We start from the raw sequence: 24,819 nt of genomic DNA, 5'->3' as shown, positions 1-24,819 counted from the left end.
TCCAGCGCAGAGGGCCTGCGGCAAATCCGCCTAACGGCCTAGGCGGAGGGATTTGGAGCTACGGCGAAGGGACTAGATGCTCGCTCAGTCCTATCCGAGCGACACGCTCCTGCCTTGACCCTGGCTTTGCTGCGTCTCTTGCCCTAGTCTTTGCTGCAATTTCTGTTCGAACCGTTGGTCCAGCGCTTCGCGCTGCTGCTGGTTCTCGACGAAGGTTTGCGAGCTTTGCGCCAGCGGGGCGTCCATGAACGGCATAACCTCCCCACCGGCCACCTTCGAAAACACCGAGCCCGGCTTGCCCTGGGCCGCAAAGATCTTGCTGCTGTCGGTGCGATCGTTGCCATCGGTGCCCAGGCACACATGGTCGATGCGCGTGATCCCTTCCAGTGCGGCACTCGCCGCCAGGCCGGCGGCCAGCTTGTCGGTGCGCTCCTCGCTGAGGACGACGCCGAGGTTGGCATTGAGTTCGACCAAGCCTCTGCGGGCCTGCTTGAACATGTCGTGGCCGGGATGGCCGGGCTGGTCGATGCGCTCGATCTGCTGAGGTGTCAGGTGGCCGCTCGCGGGCTGCGGCGGTGCAGGCACCTGCTGGCGCGTGGCATTGGGCTCCTCGCGCACAGGGGCTGGGGTGGCATTGGTGACGGCAGCCGGCACCGGGCCGTGTTGCTTCCATCCATGCTGAGCGTAGGCCTCCTGATAGCGCTGGGCGATGCCTTGGGGGCTGTGGGCGGTGTTGTCCGCAATGACGCGCTGGGCCGCTGCGTCCAGTTGCCGGCTCTGCTCCGGGCTGGCCGTGACCGTGCGCTGAGCCGGCATGCCGTGGGTCATGGGCGTGGACGCTTCGGTAGCCTGCCGCGTCCAGGCATGGCTTTGGGGATCGCGTAGCCACGGCTGGCTGGCGCCGATGCCGGGGCGCACCGTTTCGCCGATGCTCTCGGGTGCCTGCTTGTAAGGGTCTTGGGGTGCGCGCGGGTGGGCCAACGCCAGCTCGACGGCCACGTTGCTGGCCTTGTAGTTCAGCTCATCGGCCAGGCGGGGCGGGGCGGGGCGTGCATCAGGTGGTTTTTGTAGCCCGTCCCTTCAGGGGGCCCTTGGGGTCCGAACTCACCGGGGCGAGGCAGACGGGTCCAGCCCTGCGCGGGCTGCCCGGGGTCGAGGTTCCAGTCGTTGTCGTCGCTGCCGCGGTGGGTATAGATGCGCGATTGGTCCACGGCATCCATGATCTTGTTGCCGGCCACGGCACCAACGAGGCCACCGGCCAGGCCCGCGGCAAGGGCCCCGGGCCCGGTCTCGATGCCGGCCGCCGCCGCAGCCGAGCCTACGGCCATGGCACCACCGACCATGCCGAGGTTGCGGCCCGCGAAATGCAGCACCTGTGACTGGGCACCAGTGACATTGCCCTGGTCGAGCAGGTTCTTCGTGTCCAGGCCGGTGGTGACGGCGTCGTGGGCCAGGGCGGCGGTGCCGATGACCTTCAGGCCGAGTGCAACACGAGCGGCCCCGGGGCTCGATGCGAACGCTGCGGTCGACGGCAGTGGTTTCGGTGGCGGTGCGCTCGACTCTGGGCACCACGCCCTGCGCCTGGCGTTCGGGCGGGAGGTTCTTCGCTGTCTCCAAGTTGATCTTGGGGTTGCGTTCGAGGGTGTCGGGCAAGCTTCTATGGAAGTCCTGCTGCTCACGTGCGCGCTCCGCCGTACTGCGCGTGATCTTGGGATCGGCCATGCGGGCCTCGCGCGCCTGCTCCAAAGCGACACTGGGCTCCAAAGGGCTGGTGTGGCTGTCGTACAGCTGCGCGCCTTCGCGGTTGTAAATGCGGATGCGGGCGCCGGTTTGCTCGTGCACCTTGTCGAGGTTAGCTGGCAGGGCCTTGTAGGCGGCGTCATGAAAGTCGCCGGGGACGTGACGGCCATAGCCTCGCCGTTCCAAGTCGGCCGTGAAACGCCGATCGACGCCAATTTCGCTCTCCAGCCGGTGCGTGGCGACGGCGCGCACCTCAACGCTGTAGCCCTTGGCCTGCAATCCTTTGATGGTCTGGATGGCACCGTCTGCATGACCCAATGTGGTGTCGACGATCAGGTTGCGTCTCCCTGCGACGGCCGCATCGCGCAGCTCGCCGGCCCAGCGGCTCGCGTCGTGGCGCGTGTGGCCGGACCAGGTGTAGGGGTAGGTTTCGCGCAACTCCTTGAAGTCAGGGTGAAATTTGCGCTGTGCATCGGGGTCGATGGGGACGATGTTCTTGGAAAACTCTTTCTCTGCGGCATTTACAAGGTTGCCCTTGCCGGCGCCTGGCTGGCCCGCCAGAACGATAGCGTGAGGCTGTGCCTGCGGGGATGTTCTAGGTAGAGCGCTTCCAGGCACCACAGTGTCCGTAAAAATACGGCGGTGGGTCTCGGGATCGAGTTTGCCGGTGGGGTCGCTCATTCGAACATCCCCCTGTAGGTTTCGAAGTAGTTTTGCAGCTCGTCGAAATCGGCTCCTCCTACGTGGTATGCCTCCGACACCGCATCGCCCTTTATCTTGGCCTTGTAAATCGCCTGCGAATCGCCGGTTTGCTCGGCTTCCTTGAGGGCTTCAGAGGCTTCGAAACGGTGGTGGCTGAGAGCACTTTCAAGCTCCTCCGAGACTTCGTTGAAAGGAGTGCCCCACTTTCTCTCAAGATACTTGGCCACGATCTCATTCAGGCCGTCTTGAATGTCCTGAATGATCTCCGGATAGTCCTTGAGCATCTCGCGCAGGAATTGCGGCACGGGAGGCTGGGGAATGGAATGTGTCCAGATCATGGTTTCCCTTTGCTCACTCATTGGCGCGGCTGTTTTATTGATGGATGTGTGACGATCAAGCGTACCTCTGAGAAGACACTGCTCGATCTCATTGCCTGCCCGCCAGTCGCGTTGCGCGGATGGATTTCACGATCACGATCAATCGTTCATTGGCACGAGCAGGTTCCAGACCCCCGATAAGTCCGATGCCGTCAACGGCGCTATCCAGCCAACTACCGCACACCTCGCTCAGCGGGCGGCGGTAGAAGCCGCACGCAATCTCTCGACCTGTTCCTTGTAAGTCTGCTCGACGCGCCGCAGGCGCTGCTCGCGCGCGGCCTCGTTGACCCACGCGGCGGCCATGGCGCGCTGTTTGCCGAGCTGGTATTCGAGCATGGCCTCCGGCAGCAGCGCGCTGTCGTCGGCCGTGGCGTAGCCGTAGGCCGCGCGCAGCGTTTTGAGCACTTCGCGCTCGGCTTCCGCGCGCGGGCCCTTGCCTTGGCCGTAGCCGACAAGGAAGGCTTGCAGCCGGGCCTGGAACTCGGCCGGATAGGCGCGCCGCACCACCATCTGCGCGCCGGGCGGGGGCTCGGACTCCCACACGATGTGAAGCCGTGCGGCCTCGACCGGGAACTGTTCCTTGAAGCGCTCGAAGTCGGTGGTGTTGTTGGTGGCCGCGTCGGCGTCGCCATTGGCCACGGCGAGCGCGGTGGCCTGGTGGTTGCCGACGACCTCGCCGCGAAAGCGTGTCTCCAGCTCGATGTTGCGCGGCAGGAAGAGCTGGCTCTGCGGAATGAGGAAGCCCGTCACCGAGCGGCTGTCGCCGCGCGCGAGCCGCCAGCGCTCGGGTTCCGTCAGCACGGCTTCCAGCGTGTTGGGCACGCCGGTCTTGCGCGTCAGCAGCACCGCGCGATGCGTCGGCATGCCGGGGCGGCGCGCGATCTGGGCCACCACTTTCATGCGCTGCTGCATCACGGCATCGAGCGCCATCTTGGCCGACAGAAAAGCCATGTCGATCTCGTCGCGCTTGATGGCGCGGTCGAGCTCTTCGTAGGACGCTACCGAATAAGCGTTCACTGGCACGCCGATGGCCTGGCTCATGTCGGCCAGGAGCGGCATCCACAAGGCGCGCGATTCGACCGTGCCGCCGAGCGGCAGCACGCCGAAGCGGATCGACGCGACCGGCGCCGCGCCCTTGTGAGCGCCTACCGCACCGCCCTGCGCCAGCGAACCGGCGGCCGCAACGGCCAGCGCCAGCGCCACCGCGAACAGCCGGAGGACGCGCGACAACGCCATGGGCAACATCAGGGCGACAGATCCCGCAAGACGGTGACCTGCTCCGCGTAGCTGGTTTCGATGCGATGCAGCCGCGCCTTGCGCGCCGCGTCGTTGACCCATTGCGCCGTCATGGCGTTCTGCCTGGCCAGCTGGTAGGCGAGCTTGGCGGCCGGCTGCAGCGAGCTGTTGTCCGCGGCCACGAAACCGGCCAGGTCATGCAGCGACTTGAGCACCAGGCGCTCGGCATCGCCACGCGGACCCTTGGCGCGGCCGTAGCTGACAAGAAAGGCCTGCACGCTGCTGCGCAGCTCGGGCGGATATTCGCGCCGCACCACGATCTGCGCATGCGGAATGAGCTCGGATTCCCAGAGCACCTGCAGCCGCTGCGCCTCGGCCGGGAAGCGCAGCTTGAAGCGTTCGAAGTCGGCCGTGTTGTTGGTGGCCACGTCGGCTTCGTTGTTGGCCACGGCCAGCGCGGTGGTCTGGTGGGTGCCCACGATCTCGCTCAGGAAGCGCGTTTCCATCGCGATGTGGTTGGGCAGGAAGAATTGCAGCTGCGGCACGATGAAGCCCGACACCGACTGCCGTTCCCCGCGCGCGAGGCGCCAGCGCTCCGGCTCGCCGAGCAAGCTCTTCTTCGAATTGAAAGGCGGCGTCTTGCGAGTCAGCAGCAACGCGCGGTAGCCGGGCAGCCCGTCGTGCCGCACCACCTGCGCCACGACCTTCATGCGTCGCTGGGTGACGGCGTCGAGCGCCATCTTGCCGGACAGGAATGCCATGTCGACCTCGTCGCGCTGAATGGCCTGCTCGAGCGCTTCATACGAGTTGACCGACAGCACGCTCACCGGTCGTGCAATGGCGCGGCTCAGTTCGGCCAGGAGTGGATCCCAGTCGCTGCGCGACTCGAAGGCGCCGCCGAGCGGCAGGATGCCGAAGCGCACCGGCGCATCCGGCTGCAGTGCGGGCTGGGCCGCGGCCATCAGCGGGAGGACGGCGAGCAGGGTCAACAAGGCGGCGCCGCGGCGCACCACGGCAGCGGCACGACTGAACCTCGCGCAAGGGCGGGAGGCGCGAAACGCGTCAGGAGCGCCGGATGCCTTCCGGACGCTGCGTATGGAGGCCTGCATTTTTTGACACGGAGACATGGGGCCGCTGCGTACCAGCGGGTCTAACATCGGTGAGCGACGCAATTAGATACTAGATACGGGTTATTTTCGTGATGTTTTTCCCATCTTTCGCTCGCGAAGCCAGCCTCCTAAGCTTGACTGCCATGCCGCCAATGCCCCCATGAACTGGAACTTCCACGTCCTGCGGGGGCTCGCCCGCCTCACCTTCGCGCAGCAGTTGATCCTGCTTGCGCTGGTGCCTGCCACTGCGGCCACGCTGGCAGCTATTGCCGTGCTCACCCGCCAGCACCTGGACAACCTGACCGAGCTGATGCGCGCCAATGCCCAGACGGTGGCGCTGCAGGTGGCCACGGCGGCGCAGGCCCCGCTGGTGCGCATGGACCGGCGCATCCTGCAGCGCACCGCCCAGTCGGGCACCTACCAGCCTCACGTGCAGCAGGTGCAGATCTGGTCGGACGACGGCGAGATCGTGGCCAACTCCGAAACCGTCGATCGGGCCCGCAGCGAGGGCCTGCAGGTGGTGGTGCCTATCGTGAGCGAAGAGGGCAAGCAGAACGGCAAGGTGATGGTCGAGATGAGCCTGGACGCCGTGCAGCATGCGCGGCGCTCGGTGTGGCTCAACGTGGTGCTGGTGCTGGCCATCAGCCTGGTGGGCGTGGGCCTGGCGGGCTGGTGGGCGGCGCGGCGCATCAGCGAGCCGATCCGTGCGCTGGGCAAGGCGGTCGACCGCCTGGGCGCCGGCGAGGCCGCGAGCGTGGCCATCGAAGGCACCTCCGAAGTGCGCCATCTGCAGCATGGATTCAACCAGGCGGCGCGCGCGCTGGCCGAAAGCCACCGGCTGCTGCAAAGCCGCATCAGCGAGGCTACGGCCGAACTGGCGCGCAAGAACCAGCAACTCGAAGTTGCGAGCCAGGCCAAGACTCGCCTCTTGGCCGCGGCCAGCCACGACCTGCGCCAGCCGCTGCATGCGCTCACGCTGTTCTCCGACGGCCTGGCCAACGGCGAGACCGATCCCGTGCGCCTGCAGCGAATCGGCCACATTCGCGAATGCGTGGATTCGCTCGACCGGCTGTTCTCGGAACTGCTCAACCTCTCGCAGCTGGATGCCGGCGTGCTGCAGCCGCAGTGGGCCGACTTTCCACTGGACCAGCTGTTCGACGAGATCAGCCGCAACTTCCGCCCTGTGGCCGAGCAGCAGGGCCTGCGCCTGGTGGCGCGCAAGACCGACCTCTGGGTGCGCTGCGACTACGTGATGCTCTCGCGCATTCTCAATAACCTGGTGTCGAACTCGCTGCGCCACACCATCGACGGCGGCGTGCTGATCGGCGCCCGGCGGCGCGGCCGGGGCGTTCGCATCGACGTGGTCGACACCGGCGTGGGCATTGCGGTGCAGCACCAGGCGCGGGTGTTCGAAGAGTTCTATCAGGTGGAAGGCACCGGCCGTCAGGCGCCCCGCGGCCAGCGCGGCATGGGCCTGGGACTGGCCACCGTGCAGCGCCTGGCCGACTTGCTCAACACCCGCGTGGAACTGACCTCCCGGCCGCACAAGGGCACCTGCGTGCGCGTGCTGGTGCGTTCGGCACCGGCCGCCCTGCCCGCGCTCGATGCCGCGCCCACTGTCGGCGCCATCGAGGAGGAGGCCAGCCTCGAGCAGCTGCGCATCCTGGTGATCGACGACGAGCGCACGATTCTCGAAGGCCTCACCGTGGTGCTGACCAACTGGGGCGCCGAGGTCATGGCGGCGCAGACGCGCGCCGAGGCCCTCGCGCTGGCCGACGAGTGGGACGAGCCACCCGACGTAGTGGTGAGCGACCTGCTGCTGCAAGGCGGCGACAACGGGCTCGACGTGATCGCCGCGCTCGAGCGCCATCCGCGCGGCATCGGCTCCGGAACGGCGCGGCTTCTGGTCACGGGCGAGACCAAGCCCGACCGGCTGCGCGAAGTGGCGAGCGCCGGCATCACGGTGCTCTACAAGCCGGTTTCGCCGCGCGTGCTGCGCCAGGCGATCCAGGCGCAACGTGCGGCTGCACTGCTGAACGCCGACGCCTGAGGCGCCGTTCGCGGGGCCCTAGTCCGTCGGACATAGGCCAAGCAGCTGCCGCATTGTGAACTTCGTCACGCTGGCATGCGGTGGCGGGTGCCGACATAAGCCCTCCGCCTTATCGCGCGAAGCAGGGGGCTTCCGTACATTGGGTCCTACTGCCCTTGCTGCGGAAGCAGTCCATGTTTGTCGCCGTGAACCCATTCATCTCGCTTTTCCGGAAACGGCTGCACCGCGGCGCTCTCGCCGCGCTGGCCATGGGCGTCGCGCTGCTCGGCGCCCACATGCCGGCCGCCGGCCTCACGGTGCTGATGGGCGACGAGCTTGCGGCGCACTCGGAGTTCGTTCAGCACCTTCGCGCAGGCCAGGAACCCGGGTCGCGCTTCGAGCTGATGCGGCTTTCACCGGGCGGCGCGGACATGCCGCAAGCCACGGAAACCGCCAGCGCCGATCCCGAACAACGCAGCGCCAATACCGGCGTGCGCACGCGCAGCCTGCGCGCCTCGGCATCGGACGCCAACCTCACGATGGCGGTCGGCCTGCCGGCCGCGCGCGCCGCGCTCGAACGGCCGGGCCAGCAGCCGCTGGTGCTCGCGATGCTGAGCCGGCTCGACTACGAGAATCTTCGCGCCACCAGCCCTGCGCTGCGCCGCGGCGACCGGCGCGTGGGCGTGCTCCTGCGTGACCCGGCCATGGCCGACCAGCTCGCCTTGGTGGGCGCGGTGCTGCCGCACAAGCAGCGCATCGGCATGGTCGCCACGCCCGAATCGGAGCCACTGGTGCGCGAACTGCAGCGCGCCGCGCAGGGCGGCAACCCGCCGTGGGACGTGCAGGTCGAATACGCACCCGACGCCAAGTCGCTGGCCGCCGCGCTGCGCGCAGTGGTGCCGCGCAGCGACGCGCTGATGGTGCTGCCCGACCTGATCGGCGACAGCCAGGCCGCCACGCTCTCGGTGCTGCGCGCGGGGGCGGAGGCGGGTCTGCCGGTGTTCGGCGCCAGCGAAGGGCTGGTGCGCTCCGGCGGCCTTGCCGCGGCGGTGTCGACGCCCGCGCAGTTGGCGCAGCAGGCGCGGCTGCTCGGGCAGAAGCTCGCAGGCAGCGGCGGCGGTGCAAGTCCGCTGGTGGAGTCGGCCACGCCTGCCGCCGTACGCGTCAACGTCACCGTGGCGCGCGGACTCGGCCTGCGCTTGCCGGAGGAGCGGGAACTGGCCGAACGGCTCACGGTCATGCGATGAGCGACAAGCTGTCGCCCGAAGGCACGCGCGCCGACATCAGCTCGCCGCCGCCCCAGCCCGCGCCCAAGCTGGTGGTGCGCGGCAACCTGCAGCGCGACCTGTTCCGGCTCGGCGTGGTGCCGTGCGCCGCAGTCGCCCTCGCGCTCACCGGCTGGTTCACGCACAGCCGGCTGCAAACGCTCGAGGCGGCCTTCGACGCCGAAGGCCAGGCCGTGGCGCGGCAGGTGGCGGCCATGTCCGACCTGAGCCTCTATGCCGGCGACCTGCCGGCGCTGCAGAACGTGGCCAACGCCGCGCTGCGCGGCGGGCAGGTGATGCGGGTCGAGATCAGCAACAGCGCCGGGGTCTACGTGACGGCCGGGCCCAAGGCATCGTCGCTCGCGCAGCTGCGCATGTTCACCTCGCCGGTCACGCTGCGCGAAGCCTCGCGCGCCAGCGCCTTCGCGCCCGCGGGCTCCACCGCGGCGGGTGAAACGCCCATCGGCCTGGTGCAGACCTTTCGCGACACGACCGCCTATGCGCGCGAGCGCAGCCGCTCGCTCATGGCGGGCATCGGCATTGCGCTGGTTGCCCTGCTTGCGGCCTGGGCCTCGGTGCGCCACATGGCGCGTACCGTGGCGCGGCCGCTGCGCCGCGTGTCGCGCACTGTGGCCGCACTGGAGGCCGGGCACTTCGAGGCGCGCTGCGACGTGGTCGAAGGCGATTCGCACAGCGACTCGCCTGCATCCGACAGCGGCAGCTCGCACGAGCTCGCGGTGCTCGCGCGCGACATCGACCGGCTCGCAGAGCGGCTGCAGAGCAATCGCCGCATCAGCGAGGAGCGGGTGCGCGAAGCCACGGCCGTGGCGCTTCAGCGCATGGCCGAGGCCGAGCAGGCAGCGCTGTCGCGCGCACGGTTCCTGGCCGCGGCGAGCCACGACCTGCGCCAGCCGCTGCATGCCATGGGCCTTTTCATCGACGGCCTGCTGCCGGGCGCCAGCCCCGCGCAGCGGCCCGCCGTGCTGCGCCTGCAAGAGAGCACCGAGTTCATGGGCGTGCTGCTCGACGACCTGCTCGAAATCTCCCGCCTCGATGCCCAGGTGCTGACCCCCACGATCACCAAGGTGCCGCTGGCCGCGTTGTTCGACCAGCTCGATGCGCAGCATGCCGCCACCGCGGCGGAGACCCGCGTGCGGCTGCGCTGGAGCGACCGCGGGCTGGCAGTGCGCAGCGATGCGGCGCTGCTGCAGCGCATTGTGGGCAACCTGGTGGCCAACGCGCTGCGCCATGCGCCCGCCGGCGGCACGGTGCTGGTGGCCGCTCGCCGCAGCCGCAAGGACGGCGACAACGTGCGCATCGAGGTGCGCGACGACGGCGTGGGCATTGCGCCCATCCACCAGGGCCGGATCTTCGAAGAGTTCTACCAGGTGGCCAACACCGAGCGCGACCGCCGCCGCGGCTTCGGCCTGGGCCTGGCCATCTGCGCGCGCATTGCCACGCTGCTCGGCACCCGCATCACGGTGCGCTCAGCCCTGCAGGCGGGCAGCACCTTTGCGCTTACCGTGCCCGCTGCCCGTGCCGACGAGGCCACCACGCCCGAGCCCGCGCCCGTGGCGCTCACGCCCCTGGCGGGGCTGCACTGCATGGTGATCGACGACGACCCGGTCATCCTGGACGGCAGCCGCACCCTGCTGGAGCAGTGGGGCTGCGAGGTCGAATGCGTTTCCACCGGTGCCGAGGCCATCGCTCGGCTGGGCACGGGCGACCTGCACTTCGACGCAGTGCTGTGCGATCTGCAACTGGCCGGCGACGACGACGGCATGGACGTAATCACCGCCGCCAAGCGGCTGCAGCCCGATGCGCTCGCGGTGCTGGTCTCCGGCGCCACCGGCCCCGAGGTGCTGCAGCGCCTGCGCCATGGCGGCGTGATGCTGTTGACGAAGCCGGTCGCACCGGCCAAGCTGCGCGCACTGCTCACCACGCGGCGGCACGCGCACGCGGCCTGAGCCCAACCGAGGAACCGCCACCACCGATGCTCGACCTTGCCGCACTGAAAGACATCCGGCCCTTCGTCGCCACGCCGAGCTACAGCGGGGCGCTGGCCTCGATCTACGTGCGCAGTCTGCTCGGCCTCGTGAACCTTGCCTGGACCCACGGCTTCTCGATGCAGACGCGCTTCCTCGACGGCGACAGCCTGATTCCGCGCGCACGCAACCGGCTGGTCGCCGAGTTCATGGCCGACACGCGCTGGACGCATCTGTTCTGGATCGATGCCGACATCGGCTTCGAGCCCACAGCGGCGCTGCGGCTGCTGCTGGCTGGCCGCGACGTGGTGGCCGGCGTCTATCCGCTCAAGGAAGACGGCTGGCCCGCCGGCGGCCTTCGCGAGGCCTTGCCCGCGGGCAGCACTCGCGCCGACTTCGAGGCGCGGCATGCGCGCTTTCCGGCCAACGCATATGTTGGCGCGCGCGCGGTCGACGCCGACGGGTTCGTCGAGGTGCTCGACGCGCCCACGGGTTTCATGCTGATCGCGCGCTCGGTGTTCGAGCGCCTGGCCGAAGCCCGGCCCGACCTGCGCTACACGCCCGAGCCGTCGCGCGATGCCGCGGCGCAAGCGTGGCCGCACTACCGGTTCTTCGACCTGCTGGCCGAGCCCGGCAATGGCCGCTACCTGAGCGAGGACTATGCGTTCTGCCGTCGCTGGCAGGCGCTGGGCGGCAAGGTCCACATCGATGCGCAGTCCGACCTGGCGCACCAGGGCCTGCGCACCTACACGGGCCGCTTCGGCGCTGCGGGCTAGCCCCTAGAAATCGGCGCAGCCGTTGCGCTTTTCGGAGTCGACGCAACTCGTGAGATTGGGCCGCGAGCGCACCCGCGACCATTCGCGCGCCAGCACGTCGTTGCCCTGCGCGCCCCGGTCGCCTTCGAGGGGGCCCGTTGCGAAGCAGATCGGAGGCGGACCCATGTTGCGGTCGTACAGCCAGGTGGTCGGCAGTTCGCGGATCACATCGACCTGCGGAATCTGCGGAAAGCCACCGACCGTGAGCGTCCCCGGCACCACGTTGACCAGATAGCCTTCGGCCGAGGTGAAGCTGCCGTTGATCGCATACGCGCCAGGCGGGCTCGACCGCGTGGCCGTGGTCCCCACTGCACCGTTGAAGCCAGCGCCGCTGTCGCCGAGGATCAGGCCCGTGATGCTCCAGGTGAAGAGCGGATTGTTCAGGCCGGCCTGTCGGGACGCATTGACGATCACGACGGTCGCGGTCGGCCGCTGCGCATAGATGAAGTGGTTGTCGCCCGGCGACACGGTCACGCCGCACAGGCCCAGATAAGCGCAGTTGTAGAGATTCGGCAGCAGGCCCGAGCCGGCGATGCCGCCGCGCGTTTCGCCGATCCAGGTGTCGGCCCACACGCGCCACGGGGCGCCGCTGAGGCTGGCACCACCGACGTTCTGGAAGCGCGCCGCAGCAACCAGGTCGGTGCCCGAAGTGCTGCTCACCGCCGTGCCGAGTTGCAGGTCGCCGCTCAGCGTGCGCACGAACACCGTGTCCGCGGCCATCGAGCCGGCCGACACCACTTGCGGCGCGTTGCCGGCGGCGTCGTAGCCGATGACCGACACGGGGCCGATGCGCAGTTCGTCCACATCCTGGTAGCGGAACGCGCCGGCAGCCCCGCCGCCCAGCGTGTTCGCGCTCACGTTGTTGGCCGCCCGGTCGAGCAGCACGCTGCCGCCGGTGGAAAGAGCCAGCAGCGTGCCGGCCGTGATCGGCGCGGCTGCGGTCTGCGTGATGTTGCCGGCCGACACCAGGCCCACGCGTGGCGCGGTGATGGGTGCCTGCAATGCAATGTTGCCGCCGCCCCCGTTTTGCAGCGAGAGGCCGGAGGCCAGGGCGAGCGGCCCGACGACGTTGATGTCGGCCGCATGCGCATTGCTGCCGGCCACGACGGCGTTGCCGGCCGATATGCGGGAGAACTCGTCGGCCGACACCGCGAAGCCCGTGTTGGCCGTGCCGCCGAGCGTGATCGGCGTCGCAACCTGGTCGAAGGCCGTGCCGTCGGCAGCCACGCCGCCGGGACGAAGGTTGACGACGTTGCCCGCGCTCACGGTGCCGTCGATCACCAGCGCGTCGGTGCCGCCGCCGTTGCTTGCGCGCAGCACCACGTTGCCACCGGCCGACGAGACGGAGACCCCCGCGAGCACCGTGGGGAACAGGCCCGGCACCGGCGCCACCGGGCCGAGGCGCACGCCAGCGCCGCCGCCGTCGGCCTGGCCGGTGAGCTCGATGTTGCCGGTACCGGTGGTCGCAATCCGCGAGCCGTTTCGCAGCAGCACGCCGTCGCCGCCCGTGCCCGGGTCGCCGGCGCCGGACTGGCGCAGGCCGCTCACCGCGATGTTGCCGTCGACCGAGCGAAGCACCGCGTTGTTCAGCACCACGCCATGGCCCGGGATCTCGCTGCTGTTGCCCGTGAAGTTGCCCACGCCGCTCACGTTGATGTTGCCGCTGGTCGTCGAAATGTCGGTCTGCCGGTTCGGAAAGCCTGTGCCCGTGAAGCGCGAGCTGAGCCGCACGCCGCTGGTGTCGGTGCCAATGCCCGTGATGTCGACGTCGCCGGTCGAGGTGGAGATCTGCACGCCGCTGATGTAGACGGCCGCTTCCGTGAAGCCGCCGCCCGAAGGCCCGGTGCTGTTGCCGTTGATCGTCACGGAGCCGCCGGACCCGGCATCGGTGCGACCGACGCGCGTGTCGATGACGTTGCCGTTGAGGCTCACGCTCGGCCCCGCTCCCGCGGCCGACCAGGCGCCGTTCATCACCACATTGCCGCCGTTGGTGTAGATGTCGCCGCTGTAGCTAACCTGCCCGCCGCCGGTTGCGGCACCGCCGCCGTTGACGTCGGTGTTGAACACCACATTGAGCGGCCCGCCAGCGCCCGAGGACTCGATCACCACGTTGTTGTCGCCGCGCACGCTGCGGTGAGCATCGAGCTGGAAGGTCAACGGCCCGTTGGCCGTGTTGTAGTTGATGCGCACGCCGTTGAACATGCGGATGTCGCCGTCCGTCGGCGAACCCGCGCCGGGGTCGCCGGTGGTGATGCGCACGCTGGTGCCGCCGTTGAGGGCGGCGTTGATGTCGCCGTCCTGGATCGTGCTGGCCGCGAGCGGCTCGAAGGGATTGGTCGGCAGCGTGCCGGCTGCGGCACCAGGAACGATGTCGACATTGAACGGGTCGATGAGCCAGGTGCCCGCGGTTCCTGCAGGCGCGGCGGCGTCCACACGCAGCCCGTCGATGCTGAAACCGCCGCCCAGCCCGTCGTCGGGCGCGGCGAAACCTCCGGAAGTTTCGATGAAGCCGCCGTTGCCGCTGCCCGCGCCGCCGCGGGCCGAGATGCTGCCGTAGGCACGCAGGGTGCGCTCGGCGAGTACGCGAACGTCACCGCCGTTGCCGGATGCAACGGCGTCCGCGCGCAGGATCGAACCGGCGCCGAGCGCGATGGCGCCGGTGTCGCCGATTTCGGTCACCGCGTTCGCATAAAGGCGGATGCGCCCGCCGCCCGCGCTGCCGCTCGCGTCGAGGACGCCGCGGTCGTCGTTCCCGGGCGGCGGTGGCGGCGGCTCCACGGGCGCGGAAACGTCGATGATGAGCGGAGGCGTGTAAGGCACCAGCCCGATCGCGAGGCCCTTGATGTCGATGGTGCCGCCCGTGAGGCCAGCACCGTTGCCCGCCGCGGACACCAAGCCGCCCGTCATGCGAACGCCCTCGGACGACAGCCCGCTGTCCAGGATGATTTCGCCGTTGCGCGAAACCATGGAGTCGGCACGCAGCACGCCACGGAAATTGACCACGCCGTTCGATACTTCCGAGCCGCTCGTCGCCACCAGCGCCACGCGGCCGCCGTTTGCCTGCATGGTGCCGCTGTTCGCCACGCCGCTGTAGAGGCCTGGCGTCACCCGAAGCGTGGTGAGCCCATCGCCGGCAAAGTCGAGCGTGACGGTCTCGCCCGACGCCATGGCGGCCGTGCCGCCGTCGGCAACGATGCTGCCGCTGTTGAACACTCGCGATCCGATGAGTGCCGCGGTGCCGCCGCTGCCCACCAGCGTGATGTTGCCCTGGTTGTCCACGGTGCCGAAACTGCCGTCCGGCTGCCTGAACTCGAGCTTGGACGCACCGGCCATGAAATCGGCGTTGCTGGTGGACATGTCCAGTGTCGATGCGACCAGCCCGCCGACGCTGACCGACGAACCCTTCGAGAAGGTCACGCCGGCCGGGTTGACCAGGAAGACGCGTCCGTTTGCGTTGAGCGATCCGGCAATGGTCGAGGCCTCTCCGCCGATCACGCGGTTCAGCAGCACGCTGCTGGCGCTCGGCTGCGCAACGTTGACCGTCGCGCCCGTCGAAATGGAGAAGGTGTTCCATTGCGCGATGGCGCGGGCCGTCGTCTGGTTGATGTTCATCGTCGCGGCGTTCGGCGTCGCGGCGGTCACGCCTCCGGCAATGGCAGAGAACCCCGTGGGCAGGGTTTGGGCCAGCGCGGGCGCCAGGCCCAGGCACACCAGCGCGAGCGCGACCGGACGCAGTTGCAGGCGCGGCTGGAATCGTGGGGAACGGTTGTGCATTGCCATGTCAGAACACCTTTTGCGCCTGCACGTACAAACGCGGGTTGCGGCCGCCGCCATCGGTCTGCGCCGGCCGGGTGCCGTCGCGCCAGGCGATCGTCGCGTTGATCGCAAAGTTGCCGGGCCGGGACCACGAAATGCCGATGCCGAAACCGCGCAGGCTGTGGCGGTTGGGGCCGGTGTCGAATGGGGAGGGATCGCGCACGATCTTTCCGCGCGCGGCGTCGTAGAACACGAAGGGGGTGAGCTCCGAGTTGACGGACCAGCGCCACTCGACGGTGCCGATCGCGCCTTCGTCCACCAGCAGTTCGCCGGATGGGTACGCACGCACCGCGCGCGCTCCGCCGAGCGAGAGCTTCTCGGAGGCGTCGAGGTTCTTGCTGGCCCGCTGGCCGCCGATCGCCACATAGAGCGAATGGTTCGGCACGATGGCCTGCAGCCGCGAGAGCTGGAAGGTCAGCTTGGTGTAGCCGCCCTCGGTGTGATGGCCCGCGATGCTCTGGTCGAATGCGCGGCTCTGCTCGTCACGGATCGACAGGTCGCCGCGGTAGAGCGTGCCCGAGCTGGCCCAGTAGCCGCCGCCGAACACCTCGTCCCGCCGCTCCCAGGCCCAGCCGAGCCCAAAGCCGTGCACGCGCTTCTTCGAAGTCAAATCGACCGCATTCATCTCGTCGGTCAGGTTCTTCACGTCGGCCCCCAGGCGCAGGAACAGGTTCTGCTGGCGCTGGCGGATGAGCGGGTAGTTGAGCGAGAAATCGAGCACGTCGGCCTTGCCCTGCGCCCCGAGCTCGGCGAACTCGCCGCCAAGCTCGTAGTTGACGCGCGCGAGGCCCACGCCAGCGCGCAGGCCGCTGGTTCCGATGGGTGCCTCGTAGGCCACTCGGCCGAACTGCAGCCCGTTGTTGTTGGACACCATCAGCCGCATGTCGAGGTTGTCGCCAATCCCGAAGGGGCTGAGCCAGCGCGCGGTGCCGCCGACGCGGAAGCGGCCCGATTCCTTTGTGCCATGGTTGTCGGCCTCGGCCGTGAAGGCCCAGCGCGGCGCTGCCGCCACCTCGACCGACAGGTCGGTGGTGCCTGGCTGCGTGCCTTCCTGCAAGGCGGACGAAACCTTGATGCCGGGCTGGTCCGACAGCAGCAGCATCGAGCGTTCGTAGGCCGGCGCGCTCACGGCCTCGCCGGGTTGCAGCGGCGCGAGGAAGCCGCGCACGCGCGCCTCGCTGAGAGGTGCATCGGGCGCGACATTGACGTCGACCTTGCCGAGGCGGCCTTCGATGACGCTGATCTCGACAATGCCGTCGCGCACCGTCTGCACCGGCACCACGGCTTGGGCGAGAAAGTAGCCATGCGCCTTGTAGCGGGCTGTGATGGCCTGCGCCAGGCTTTCGAGATCGCCGAGCGTGACGTTGCGGCCGATGTAGGGTGCGGTGATGCCCTGCAGTTCTTCGTTGGTGAGCGCCTTGACGCCGTTCAGGCGCAGGTCGTTGAGCTTGAACGAGGCGGCGGGCGGCTGCGGCGGCGCGGGCAGGCTTTGCGGCGCCACGGTGCCAGTGGCCTGGGCGACGGGCCGGTCGCAGGTGCCGCAGGGGTCTTTGGTGGGCAGAAGCGTCGTGGTATCGGCCTCGGCCGCGTGCGTCCGCTGGGCTGCCACCAGCAGCGCGGCCCCCATCAATGCGGAGACGGCAAGAGCAATTGGCGTCGAGTGTTGACAAGCGCGCATCTCGGTGCTCCACCATGGATTGATTGTTTTGCGAACGCTCATGTCAGCTTCCCACCGTGAGGCGCCAGTTGCCGATCAGGTTGAACGGGGCCCAGAAGAACGGATGCGACATCTTGGGATCCCTCAGCACGGCCAGCTGCCCGGCCTGCATCGCCTTCTGGATGTCGCGGCCCTTCGAAAGCTCGCCGTAGAGCGTGCCCATGAGCACGGCAGTCGCGTCGTCCGACACCGGCCACAGCGAGGCGATCAGGCTGGAGCTGCCGGCCGATAGAAAGGAGCGCGTGAAGCCCAGCACCTCGTCGCCCTGCGCGATGCGCCCGAGGCCCGACTCGCAAGCAGACAGCGTGACCAGCGCCGTGCCGTCCATGGGCAGGCCGAGGATCTCGTGCGCCTCGAGAAAATTCTGCTTGCCGCCTTCGTTCGCCAACAGGATGCGCGAGTAGAGCGGGTCGACCGCATCGGCCTCGGCATGGGCCGCCACGTGCATCAGCGGCGAACGCGCAGACACCTCGCGGAACTGCGTCTTGGTGGCCGCGGCGCCCATGTACACGGTGTTGCGCGGGAACAGTTGCGCGAGCTGCTTCACCTCGATCTCGGCGCCCGGCAGGTCGTACTTGTCTTCGATGCGCGGATTGCCGAAGGCGGTGAGCGTTGCGCTCACGCGCGGCGTGCGCTGCGCCAGCTGCACCGCAATGCTGATGGACGGTGCCACCGCCACCGGATGCGACTCGATCACGTAGCGCGCGTTCAGCCGCAGCGCCTGGAACGGCAAATAGTGCAGCGGCCCATGAGGCACCACGATGAGCCGCTGCCCGGACGCGAGGCCGAGCGGGCCGAGCAATGCGGCGCCCAGCTTGTCGCCATTGGTGATGGCCGCGCGGCGGCCGCGCACGATCGAGTTGCGGAACACCTCGACCAGTTCGGTCAGCTCTTCGCGGCGCACCGCGACGGTGTGGGCCTCGATGCCCGTGGGGCTGACGACCCACGCCAGCAGCCGGTCGGGCAGCGAATGGAACTGCACCACGCGCTCGTCGGGCGCCAGGGCACCCTGCAGCGTCGCCAGGTCGACGGTGCTCGCGGCCCGGTCGCTGATCTTCGCGCGGCCGCGCACCGCATCGAGCAGTGCGCGCGAGCGACTGCGCTCGCTCACCTCGAAGGCCTGGCGCGCATCGCCCGCATCGCTGTAGATCGACACGCCGCGCTCGAACACCGATTGCAGATCCGAGAACAGGCCCATCTTGAATTCTTCGCTTCGGAACTTCGCACGCACCTGGTCAATGCCGCCCAGCGCGCGCGCCATGGCTTCGGCCGCGGCCTGCTTCTGGCCCAGCGCGAGTTCGCTGCGCGCCACGCCGTCCCAAGCCCAGAGGCGGTAGTACTCGGTGTCGGTGCCCACCTGCCGCGCGGTGAGCGCGCGGTACATGTCGCGGGCCTCCGCGGGCTTGTTCTCGGCCAGCAGCAGCCGTGCGCGGGTGCGGTCCAACTGCGCCGTGAGCGGTGCGTCCTTGGGCGGCGCCATGCTGCCGAGCATGTCTCGCGCCCGCACGGCATCGCCCGATTCGATGAGCGCATTGACCAGCGAAGCCTGCACCAGCGGCGCATAGCGCGGCGAGCTGTTGCTCAACGCCTCGTCATAGCTGAGCACGGCACCGGCGAAGTCGCCGCGGCGCGTGCGCACGTCGCCGATGACCTTCTGCACCGGGCCGACCACCAGCTTGGGGTCTCGCGCCGGATGCCTGAGCGCCTCGCGTGCAAACTCCTCGGCCTTGTCGAGCTGGCCCGAATAGCTGTAGACGATGGCCAGGTCGCGGTTGGCCATGGCCATGAGGTTCGGATCGCGCGTGGCATTGGCCAGGTGCAGCGCCTTGCTGGCGGCTCGCACGCTCTGGCGAAACTCACCGGCCTCGGCCAGCGCCACCGCCTGGCTGCAATATTGGTAGCCGGACAGCTTCACGGCGTCCTGCCCGTAGAGCACCGCACCCTCGCTGGTCAGCGCCAGCAAGGTGTCGGTGTCCGCAAGCCGGGCCTGCTCGGCCTTGCTGGCCGCGGCCTCGGCATTGGGCGCCTGTTGCTGCTGCGCCGATGCCAGCGGCCCATGGCCCAGCAGAAGAATGCCAGCCAGCCCGAGGGCACCCGCGGCTCCTGCACGACGTGCCGAGCGCTCCCATCCCGTTCTCGAAAACCACGTCATTGGACCCCCGCGCGCGGCCCGTGTGCCCGCGGTTGCGGGGGTCGACGTCGCGGAAGTGCGCGCCGTTCAGGCCTCGTGGGGAAAGTCTAGAAGCGGCCCCGCGCCCCGCCTATTCGCAAGACGGTCTAGCGCAAAAGGACTATTTCATGCGGGGACCGAATCGATGTCGGTGCGGTCCCAGTGGCGGTGCTTGGCAATGGCGGCGATGAAATCCTGCGCGATCTGCGTGGCCGCGGTGGCGTCGCCGAGATTGGTCACGGGCGTGGCCGCCACCACTACGCCGGGAGGCAGGTTGGCAGGCGGCGCGTCCGCACCGATGCCCAGCGTGGACAGCAGCTGCACCCCCTCGCCCACGGTGCAGATGGCCTTGCAATGCTTGTAGGCCTCGAGCACGAAGTGCACGGCATCGCCCATGCCCGCGAGCGCCGCTGCGCCCAGGCTGCCGCCTGGCACCAGCACGGCGTCGAAAATCACCGAAGGCGCATTGGCAAAGGTCATGTCGATGTCGATCTGCCGCTTCGATGCGCTGGCCACGGTGCCCAGGCGCGGGCCGACCACCTTGCACTTTCCGCCCGCCTGCTCGAGCGCATCGCGGATCGGCTTGAGCGATGCCGAGTCGATGCCGTCCGCCACCAGGATCGCGATCTTGCGCGTGCGGATCGAGCCGTCGCCGGTGTCGGCCATGCTGAGCGCGGGAGACTCCTCGATGGGCAAGGTCATGCGGTGCTCCCGATAGCCCGCGCGTCCGGCTGCTGCCTTGGCATCGGGCGCACCGATGCCCAGAGGCTCGGCCACGCGGCGCGCAAGCTTCTCGTCGACGTGCGCGAGGTTGTCGACCATGCGCTGGCGGATCGCCGGCACGTCCACCTTCGAGAGCTCGAAGCGGAAGCCCGCGACGATGTGCTCCTTCTCGGCTGCGCTCTGGCTGTTGAAGAACAGGCGCGCCTGCGTGAAGTGGTCGTCGAACGATGGGCTGCGCCGGCGCACCTTGGTCCCCTCGACATCGTCGGGGAAGGACTGGAAGCCCACGCTGCCGCCGTCGACCCGGAACTCCTTGCCGTCGCCCAGCGAGTTGGGCTCGTAGGCCACCTGCCCGCGCGCGATGGTCTGGCGGTGCATGCCGTCGCGCTGGAAGTTGTGGAACGGGCACACGCTCTTGTTGATGGGCAGCTCGTGGAAGTTGGCGCCGCCCAGCCGAGATATCTGCGTGTCTGTGTACGAGAACAGCCGGCCCTGCAGCAAGGGATCGTTGCTGAAGTCGATGCCGGGCACCACGTGCCCGGGATGGAACGCCACCTGCTCGGTTTCCGCAAAGAAGTTGTCGGGGTTGCGGTTAAGCACCAGCCGGCCGATGCGCTGTACCGGCACCATCTCTTCGGGAATGAGCTTGGTCGGATCGAGCAGGTCGAAGCCGAGCGACTGCGCCTTGTCCGGCGCGATGAGTTGCACGCCCAGTTCCCATTCGGGGAAGTCGCCGCTCTCGATGGACTCCCACAAGTCTCGGCGATGGAAGTCGGGGTCCTTGCCCGCGATCTTCTGCGCTTCGTCCCACGCGAGGCCATGGATGCCGAGCTTGGGCTTCCAGTGGAACTTCACGAAGTGGCTCTCGCCGCGGTTGTTGACGAAGCGGAAGGTGTGCACGCCAAAGCCTTCCATCATCCGGAAGCTGCGCGGGATGGCGCGGTCCGACATCGCCCACATCAGCATATGGGTGCTCTCGGGCATGAGCGAAACGAAATCCCAGAAGGTGTCGTGCGCGCTCGCGGCCTGCGGCATCTCGTGGTGCGGCTCGGGCTTGACGGCATGGATGAGGTCGGGGAACTTCATCGCGTCCTGGATGAAGAACACCGGCATGTTGTTGCCCACGAGGTCGTAGTTGCCCTCGCGGGTGTAGAACTTGACGGCAAAGCCGCGCACGTCGCGCACCGTGTCGGCCGAGCCGCGCGAACCGGCCACGGTCGAGAAACGCACGAAAACGGGCGTCTTCGCGTCAGGGTCCTGCAGGAAGTCGGCCGCGGTGAACTGCGACATTGACTTGTAGACCTGGAAGAAGCCATGCGCCGCCGCGCCGCGCGCATGCACCGCGCGCTCGGGAATGCGCTCGTGGTCGAAGTGCGTGATCTTCTCGCGCAGGATGAAATCTTCGAGCAGCGTGGGCCCGCGCAACCCGGCCTTGAGCGAGTTGTGGTTGTCTGGAATCTGAAGACCCTGGTTGGTCGTCAGATTGGGCGCATGATCGGTCGCGAAGCCATCGAGTTGCTGCTGCTTGGCATTGCTGCCATCCGTGGCCTTCGACCGGCGTCCGGCGGCGGCCTTGTTCTGAGGCGTCATCGAGGATCTTTCATGGGGGGGTCAACTTCGTTGTCGAGAAAAAGGTCCAGCACGTTCACCAGCGCAATCAAGCAAATGAAGCCCGCCACCGCAGCCACCACCCAGAAAAGGATTTCATCTCCCCAGGCACCAGCGAATGAATCGAACAGCGAAGAAAGCTCCATGATTCGCTCCTGCAGATCAGATTTCAGTGGCTCGATGCTCACGCTGCAGCCTCCATGAAGCCACGAAAACGGTGCTCCGAGGGCGGTTGCAAGCGAATCCAAAGGTTATGGTTTTCTCACACTGTTACCCGTAGTGGCGGCTCGCCCTCGGGTGTGGGAGAGGCGGTGCGCAAGGGGTAGGAGCGCACCGACAACACATGGCCCCCGCCTACGGCGCCTGGCGTATCTGCCCGCATGCCGCAGCAAGGGGCCATCTATAGCATCGGGCACGGGCGGCATGAAGCCTGCTTGGACGACACCGACAACACACATGGTTCACACAGGGAAGAAGCAAATGCAGATCAGGATCGGTTTCGACATCGAGCTCGCCGTCACGGCACCCACGGCGTTGGTCTACATGCTGCAGGTCCATCCCTCGCGCGCGGCGGATCTCCAGAACGGCGAGCACATCACCATCACCCCGCCGCTGCACACCGACTACTACGTGGACGTCTTCGACAACCACTGCGCGCGCGTGCGCATTCCCGAGGGCGTTTCGAGCATTCGGCTGCGCAACCACGCGGTGGTGTTCGATCCCGGCTGGGCCGATCCGGTGGACTACGGCGCCATCCAGCACGCAGTGGCCGACCTGCCGGTATCGGCGCTTCCCTTCCTGCTGCCGAGCCGCTATTGCGAGGTCGACAGTGAACTGCTGCAGTTCGCCTGGGATACCTTCGGCGGCGTGGTGCCGGGCTGGCACCGCGTGCAGGCGATCTGCAATTTCGTGCACGGCCACTTGCGCTTCGACTACCAGACCGCGCGCCCCACCCGCACTGCGCTCGAAGGCTTTCGCGAGGGCACGGGCGTGTGCCGGGACTTTGCCCACCTGGCCATCACGCTGTGCCGCTGCATGAACATTCCGGCGCGCTATGTCACGGGCTATCTCGGCGACATCGGCATTCCACCCGTGCCGTATCCGATGGACTTCAGCGCCTGGTTCGAGGTGTACCTCGGCGACCGCTGGCACACCTTCGATGCGCGCCACAACATGCCGCGCATCGGCCGCATCGTGATTGCACGCGGCCGCGATGCGGCCGACGTGGCGATCACCATGGTGTTCGGCGCCAACTCGCTGCAGCGCTTCGAAGTGACGACCGAAGAAATTCCGCAGTAGGCCCTTCGCTAAGGCAGGTAGCCCAGCAACTGCATTGCGGCGCCCAGCGCCGTGCGGCTGTCTCCCATTGCGTCCCAGGGCGCGTTGCCGACCGACAGGCGCGGGCCGATGTTGGCGACGGTCCAGTGCGCAGCACTGCCCAGGTCCGGCAGCTCTTCCCAGGCCAGCGGCACCGACACGCCCAGGCCCGCACGCGCGCGCACCGACCAGGCGCTGGCGGTGGTGGCTCCGAAGCCATTGCGAAGATAGTCCGGGAAGATCTTGCCGACGCGGTTGCGCGGCCCGCTCTTGGCCACGAAGCGCTGAGGCACCGTGCGCGCCAGGTGCTCGACGATGGCGCGGGAGAAGCCTCGCACCTCGTCCCAGCCGAACTGGCGCCGAAGCGGCACCACCACGTGAAGCCCCTTGCCACCGCTGGTCTTCACGAATGCCGGCAGGCCGAGTTCGTCCAACAGCACATGTACAAGCAGCGCTGCTTCGTGCATCTGCTGCCAGTCGATACCTTCGCCCGGATCGAGGTCGAAAGTCATGCGATCGGGCTTTCCGATGGCGCGGGAGGTGGCGTTCCAGGTGTGCAGCTCGATGGTGTTGAACTGCGCGGCGCCGACCAATGCCCGCGCGGTGTCGATCTGCAGCAGCGGGTCGTGCCCCGGGTCCAGTGCGGGGTCGAGCAGCTTGATTCCGGCAATGTCGCTGTGCTGTGCATGCTTCTGGAAGAACAGCTCGCCGCCCACGCCTTCCGGTGCGCGCACCAGGGCCACGGGCCGGCCCTTGAGGTGGGGCAGGATCAGGGGCGCCACGGTCTGGTAGTAGGCCGCGAGCTCGCCTTTGGTGATGCCGCTCGCGGCGTCGATCACGCGCTCGGGATGTGTGATGCGCTGCGCGGGTGCGTTTTTCGAGACTGCCATGGACACACTCCTTCCGGTATTTTCTCCCTCCCCTCCCGGGGGAGGGCCGGGGTGGGGGCATGCGGCGTGCCCACCGAGCGCTCTGCCCGCCCCCATCCCAGCCTTCCCCCAGAGGGGGAAGGAGCGAAATGCTTCAGGCCAATGGGACGTTGGCGGCGCTTGTCACAGGCCCGAGTACGCGCTCGCTCGGACGCGCAAAGTAGAACCACTCGGCGCCGGGCAACGCCAGCGCATTGGGAAAGACGATGAATCCGTCCTCCGGCGCGCTCACCAGCGTGCCGTCGTGCCGCATGCCGATGGGCTCGCCGCGCTGCACCGGATCGAAGGTGGCCCAGTCGCGCACGAAGCTGTCTTCCTCGTCCAGCCGGTCCGTCACGCTGGCCAGGCGCAGCAGGCGGGGCGGTGCGGGAGGCACGGCCTCCATGCCTTCAGGCAGCGGCGCCATGCCGAGCAGCGCAAGAGCACGGCGAATGGCGCGCCACGCCACCTCGGGCGCCTCGGGGTCCTGGTGCTGGCCGCATTCGAGCGTGACGCCATAACCGCCGCAGTTGCGGATGTACTCGTTGGTGCCGCGGCCGAAGTCGAGCGCGCCGTCGCCCACCGCCGCGCCGGCCGCCCGCTGCGCCAGGCCAGCGGCATAGATGTCGAGCCAACCCTCCACCACGATCGGCGTGCCCAGGTGCAGTGCGAGCAGGCCTTCTTCCCTGGCGCGCGCGAAGGGTTCGAGCGTGCCGTCGTTGTCCCGCGGGCCGATCATCGCGAAAGCCTCGCCCTCGCTCTGGAAGGAATGCAGGTCGAGCAGCACGTCGTGGCGCTCGATCACCTGGCACAGCACGTTGGTGACTTTGCCCTCGTAGTCCGCGGGCTCGGCCATGGGCTTGAACAGGCGGTTGAGGTTGCGCTCGCCTTCCCGCTGCAGGCGCCGCCTTGCAAGCGGGTTGGCCACGGGCACCAGAGTCAGCTGGCCTCTCAGCAGCTGGAACGCGCCGCCGTCGAGTTCGCCCAGCACACGCTCGATGCCCGCCGTGCCGCAGGTTTCGTCGCCGTGCACGCCGCCCATCACGAGCAGCCGGGGACCGGGATTCAGCGAAGCAACGGCATGAATGCGCAGGCTGTCGGTGGCAGCGCCTGCAAAAGGATCGGAGGACATGCGGGCGATTATTGCGGAGGCCTTGCCCTTGGCGCAAAGCTGCTACTCGTTTCATAGCGGCGCAGCCAAGGTGGCCCGACATCGCATCGTCCGGCTCGGCCGCGGAGGGCCTACAGGGCATGACTCGCCTGTCCTACCGGATGCGTTTCCCGGGCCATGCAGGCTTCAGC

The 24,819-nt window shown here is 68.3% G+C and carries 17 protein-coding genes and 1 pseudogene; 5 read left to right on the top strand and 13 right to left on the bottom strand.

The genetic code is table 11. The annotated features are described in order from the left end of the window. Nucleotides 1-90: 90 nt before the first annotated feature. From ASC78_RS11725 to phnD (ASC78_RS11700), 6 genes and pseudogenes are all read right to left on the bottom strand, one after another. Nucleotides 91-999, bottom strand: a complete 909-nt coding sequence (locus ASC78_RS11725; protein WP_055801018.1) for an XVIPCD domain-containing protein — start codon at nucleotides 997-999, stop codon at nucleotides 91-93. Between the two features lie 17 nt (nucleotides 1,000-1,016). Beyond that, nucleotides 1,017-1,373: a hypothetical protein gene (locus ASC78_RS27975; RefSeq protein ID WP_055801015.1), complete on the bottom strand. Its 357-nt coding sequence runs from the start codon at nucleotides 1,371-1,373 to the stop codon at nucleotides 1,017-1,019. Nucleotides 1,374-1,830: 457 nt separating this feature from the next. Continuing rightward, a pseudogene (locus ASC78_RS28350) lies at nucleotides 1,831-2,421 on the bottom strand (zeta toxin family protein); the annotation flags it as partial. Beyond that, on the bottom strand, nucleotides 2,418-2,780 hold the full coding sequence (locus tag ASC78_RS11710; protein WP_157634435.1) for a hypothetical protein: 363 nt from the start codon (nucleotides 2,778-2,780) through the stop codon (nucleotides 2,418-2,420). The gene ASC78_RS11710 and the pseudogene ASC78_RS28350, both read right to left, overlap by 4 nt. A 228-nt stretch (nucleotides 2,781-3,008) precedes the next feature. Then, the gene (phnD, locus tag ASC78_RS11705; RefSeq protein ID WP_200934299.1) at nucleotides 3,009-4,064 is read right to left on the bottom strand and encodes a phosphate/phosphite/phosphonate ABC transporter substrate-binding protein; all 1,056 of its coding nucleotides are present in this window, start codon (nucleotides 4,062-4,064) and stop codon (nucleotides 3,009-3,011) included. Next, complete coding sequence (gene phnD / locus ASC78_RS11700) at nucleotides 4,064-5,068, bottom strand: phosphate/phosphite/phosphonate ABC transporter substrate-binding protein (protein WP_055801007.1); 1,005 nt, start codon at nucleotides 5,066-5,068, stop codon at nucleotides 4,064-4,066. Before phnD (ASC78_RS11700) ends, phnD (ASC78_RS11705) begins: the two co-directional genes overlap by 1 nt. A gap of 256 nt (nucleotides 5,069-5,324) precedes the next feature. On the opposite strand from phnD (ASC78_RS11700), the gene ASC78_RS11695 reads away from it, so the two are divergent. The 4 genes from ASC78_RS11695 (at nucleotide 5,325) to ASC78_RS11680 (ending at nucleotide 11,219) form a co-directional block, all read left to right on the top strand. Continuing rightward, complete coding sequence (locus tag ASC78_RS11695) at nucleotides 5,325-7,214, top strand: ATP-binding response regulator (protein WP_055801004.1); 1,890 nt, start codon at nucleotides 5,325-5,327, stop codon at nucleotides 7,212-7,214. 173 nt (nucleotides 7,215-7,387) lie between these two features. Further along, entirely contained in the window at nucleotides 7,388-8,440 is a 1,053-nt protein-coding gene (locus ASC78_RS11690) for an ABC transporter substrate-binding protein (protein WP_082517523.1), read from the top strand. Continuing rightward, nucleotides 8,437-10,425: a hybrid sensor histidine kinase/response regulator gene (locus ASC78_RS11685; RefSeq protein WP_055801001.1), complete on the top strand. Its 1,989-nt coding sequence runs from the start codon at nucleotides 8,437-8,439 to the stop codon at nucleotides 10,423-10,425. The genes ASC78_RS11690 and ASC78_RS11685 overlap by 4 nt, the downstream gene beginning before the upstream one ends. A 26-nt stretch (nucleotides 10,426-10,451) precedes the next feature. Further along, nucleotides 10,452-11,219 carry a hypothetical protein gene (locus ASC78_RS11680; RefSeq protein WP_055800998.1) on the top strand — a complete coding sequence of 256 codons (768 nt, stop codon included), beginning with the start codon at nucleotides 10,452-10,454 and terminating at the stop codon, nucleotides 11,217-11,219. Nucleotides 11,220-11,222: 3 nt separating this feature from the next. Here ASC78_RS11680 and ASC78_RS11675 read toward each other — a convergent pair whose 3' ends face one another. The 5 genes from ASC78_RS11675 to ASC78_RS11655 form a co-directional block, all read right to left on the bottom strand. Next, a complete protein-coding gene (locus ASC78_RS11675; RefSeq protein WP_055800996.1) occupies nucleotides 11,223-15,038 on the bottom strand; it encodes a beta strand repeat-containing protein in 3,816 nt (1,271 codons plus the stop codon). Between the two features lies 1 nt (nucleotide 15,039). Beyond that, the gene (locus tag ASC78_RS11670) at nucleotides 15,040-16,794 is read right to left on the bottom strand and encodes a ShlB/FhaC/HecB family hemolysin secretion/activation protein (RefSeq protein WP_235505062.1); all 1,755 of its coding nucleotides are present in this window, start codon (nucleotides 16,792-16,794) and stop codon (nucleotides 15,040-15,042) included. Nucleotide 16,795: 1 nt separating this feature from the next. After that, on the bottom strand, nucleotides 16,796-18,943 hold the full coding sequence (locus ASC78_RS11665) for a CHAT domain-containing protein (protein WP_055800989.1): 2,148 nt from the start codon (nucleotides 18,941-18,943) through the stop codon (nucleotides 16,796-16,798). 144 nt (nucleotides 18,944-19,087) lie between these two features. After that, nucleotides 19,088-21,274, bottom strand: a complete 2,187-nt coding sequence (gene katE / locus ASC78_RS11660; protein ID WP_055800986.1) for a catalase HPII — start codon at nucleotides 21,272-21,274, stop codon at nucleotides 19,088-19,090. Beyond that, on the bottom strand, nucleotides 21,271-21,480 hold the full coding sequence (locus ASC78_RS11655; protein ID WP_055800983.1) for a hypothetical protein: 210 nt from the start codon (nucleotides 21,478-21,480) through the stop codon (nucleotides 21,271-21,273). Before ASC78_RS11655 ends, katE begins: the two co-directional genes overlap by 4 nt. A 292-nt stretch (nucleotides 21,481-21,772) precedes the next feature. On the opposite strand from ASC78_RS11655, the gene ASC78_RS11650 reads away from it, so the two are divergent. Beyond that, complete coding sequence (locus ASC78_RS11650; RefSeq protein ID WP_055800980.1) at nucleotides 21,773-22,591, top strand: transglutaminase-like domain-containing protein; 819 nt, start codon at nucleotides 21,773-21,775, stop codon at nucleotides 22,589-22,591. An 8-nt stretch (nucleotides 22,592-22,599) separates the two neighbouring features. Here ASC78_RS11650 and ligD read toward each other — a convergent pair whose 3' ends face one another. Both ligD and ASC78_RS11640 read right to left on the bottom strand, forming a co-directional pair. Further along, entirely contained in the window at nucleotides 22,600-23,499 is a 900-nt protein-coding gene (gene ligD / locus ASC78_RS11645) for a non-homologous end-joining DNA ligase (protein ID WP_082517506.1), read from the bottom strand. 133 nt (nucleotides 23,500-23,632) lie between these two features. Further along, nucleotides 23,633-24,649, bottom strand: coding sequence for a succinylglutamate desuccinylase/aspartoacylase family protein (locus ASC78_RS11640; protein WP_055800976.1), 1,017 nt, complete (start codon nucleotides 24,647-24,649; stop codon nucleotides 23,633-23,635). Nucleotides 24,650-24,819: the final 170 nt, after the last annotated feature.

The organism is Variovorax sp. Root318D1, from assembly GCF_001424835.1.
GTDB lineage: Bacteria > Pseudomonadota > Gammaproteobacteria > Burkholderiales > Burkholderiaceae_C > Variovorax.
Note: the sequence above shows the minus strand (reverse complement) of the source record. Positions and strands in the feature narration are given on the sequence as shown.

Bases quoted from the DNA above. Each gene is read 5' to 3' on its own strand.
- ASC78_RS11710 (WP_157634435.1), bottom strand. From the start codon at position 2,780: ATGATCTGGACACATTCCATTCCCCAGCCTCCCGTGCCGCAATTCCTG.
- phnD (WP_200934299.1), bottom strand. From the start codon at position 4,064: ATGTTGCCCATGGCGTTGTCGCGCGTCCTCCGGCTGTTCGCGGTGGCG.
- ASC78_RS11695 (WP_055801004.1), top strand. From the start codon at position 5,325: ATGAACTGGAACTTCCACGTCCTGCGGGGGCTCGCCCGCCTCACCTTC.
- ASC78_RS11690 (WP_082517523.1), top strand. From the start codon at position 7,388: ATGTTTGTCGCCGTGAACCCATTCATCTCGCTTTTCCGGAAACGGCTG.
- ASC78_RS11685 (WP_055801001.1), top strand. From the start codon at position 8,437: ATGAGCGACAAGCTGTCGCCCGAAGGCACGCGCGCCGACATCAGCTCG.
- ASC78_RS11680 (WP_055800998.1), top strand. From the start codon at position 10,452: ATGCTCGACCTTGCCGCACTGAAAGACATCCGGCCCTTCGTCGCCACG.
- ASC78_RS11675 (WP_055800996.1), bottom strand. From the start codon at position 15,038: ATGGCAATGCACAACCGTTCCCCACGATTCCAGCCGCGCCTGCAACTG.
- ASC78_RS11670 (WP_235505062.1), bottom strand. From the start codon at position 16,794: ATGAGCGTTCGCAAAACAATCAATCCATGGTGGAGCACCGAGATGCGC.
- ASC78_RS11665 (WP_055800989.1), bottom strand. From the start codon at position 18,943: ATGACGTGGTTTTCGAGAACGGGATGGGAGCGCTCGGCACGTCGTGCA.
- katE (WP_055800986.1), bottom strand. From the start codon at position 21,274: ATGACGCCTCAGAACAAGGCCGCCGCCGGACGCCGGTCGAAGGCCACG.
- ASC78_RS11650 (WP_055800980.1), top strand. From the start codon at position 21,773: ATGCAGATCAGGATCGGTTTCGACATCGAGCTCGCCGTCACGGCACCC.
- ligD (WP_082517506.1), bottom strand. From the start codon at position 23,499: ATGGCAGTCTCGAAAAACGCACCCGCGCAGCGCATCACACATCCCGAG.
- ASC78_RS11640 (WP_055800976.1), bottom strand. From the start codon at position 24,649: ATGTCCTCCGATCCTTTTGCAGGCGCTGCCACCGACAGCCTGCGCATT.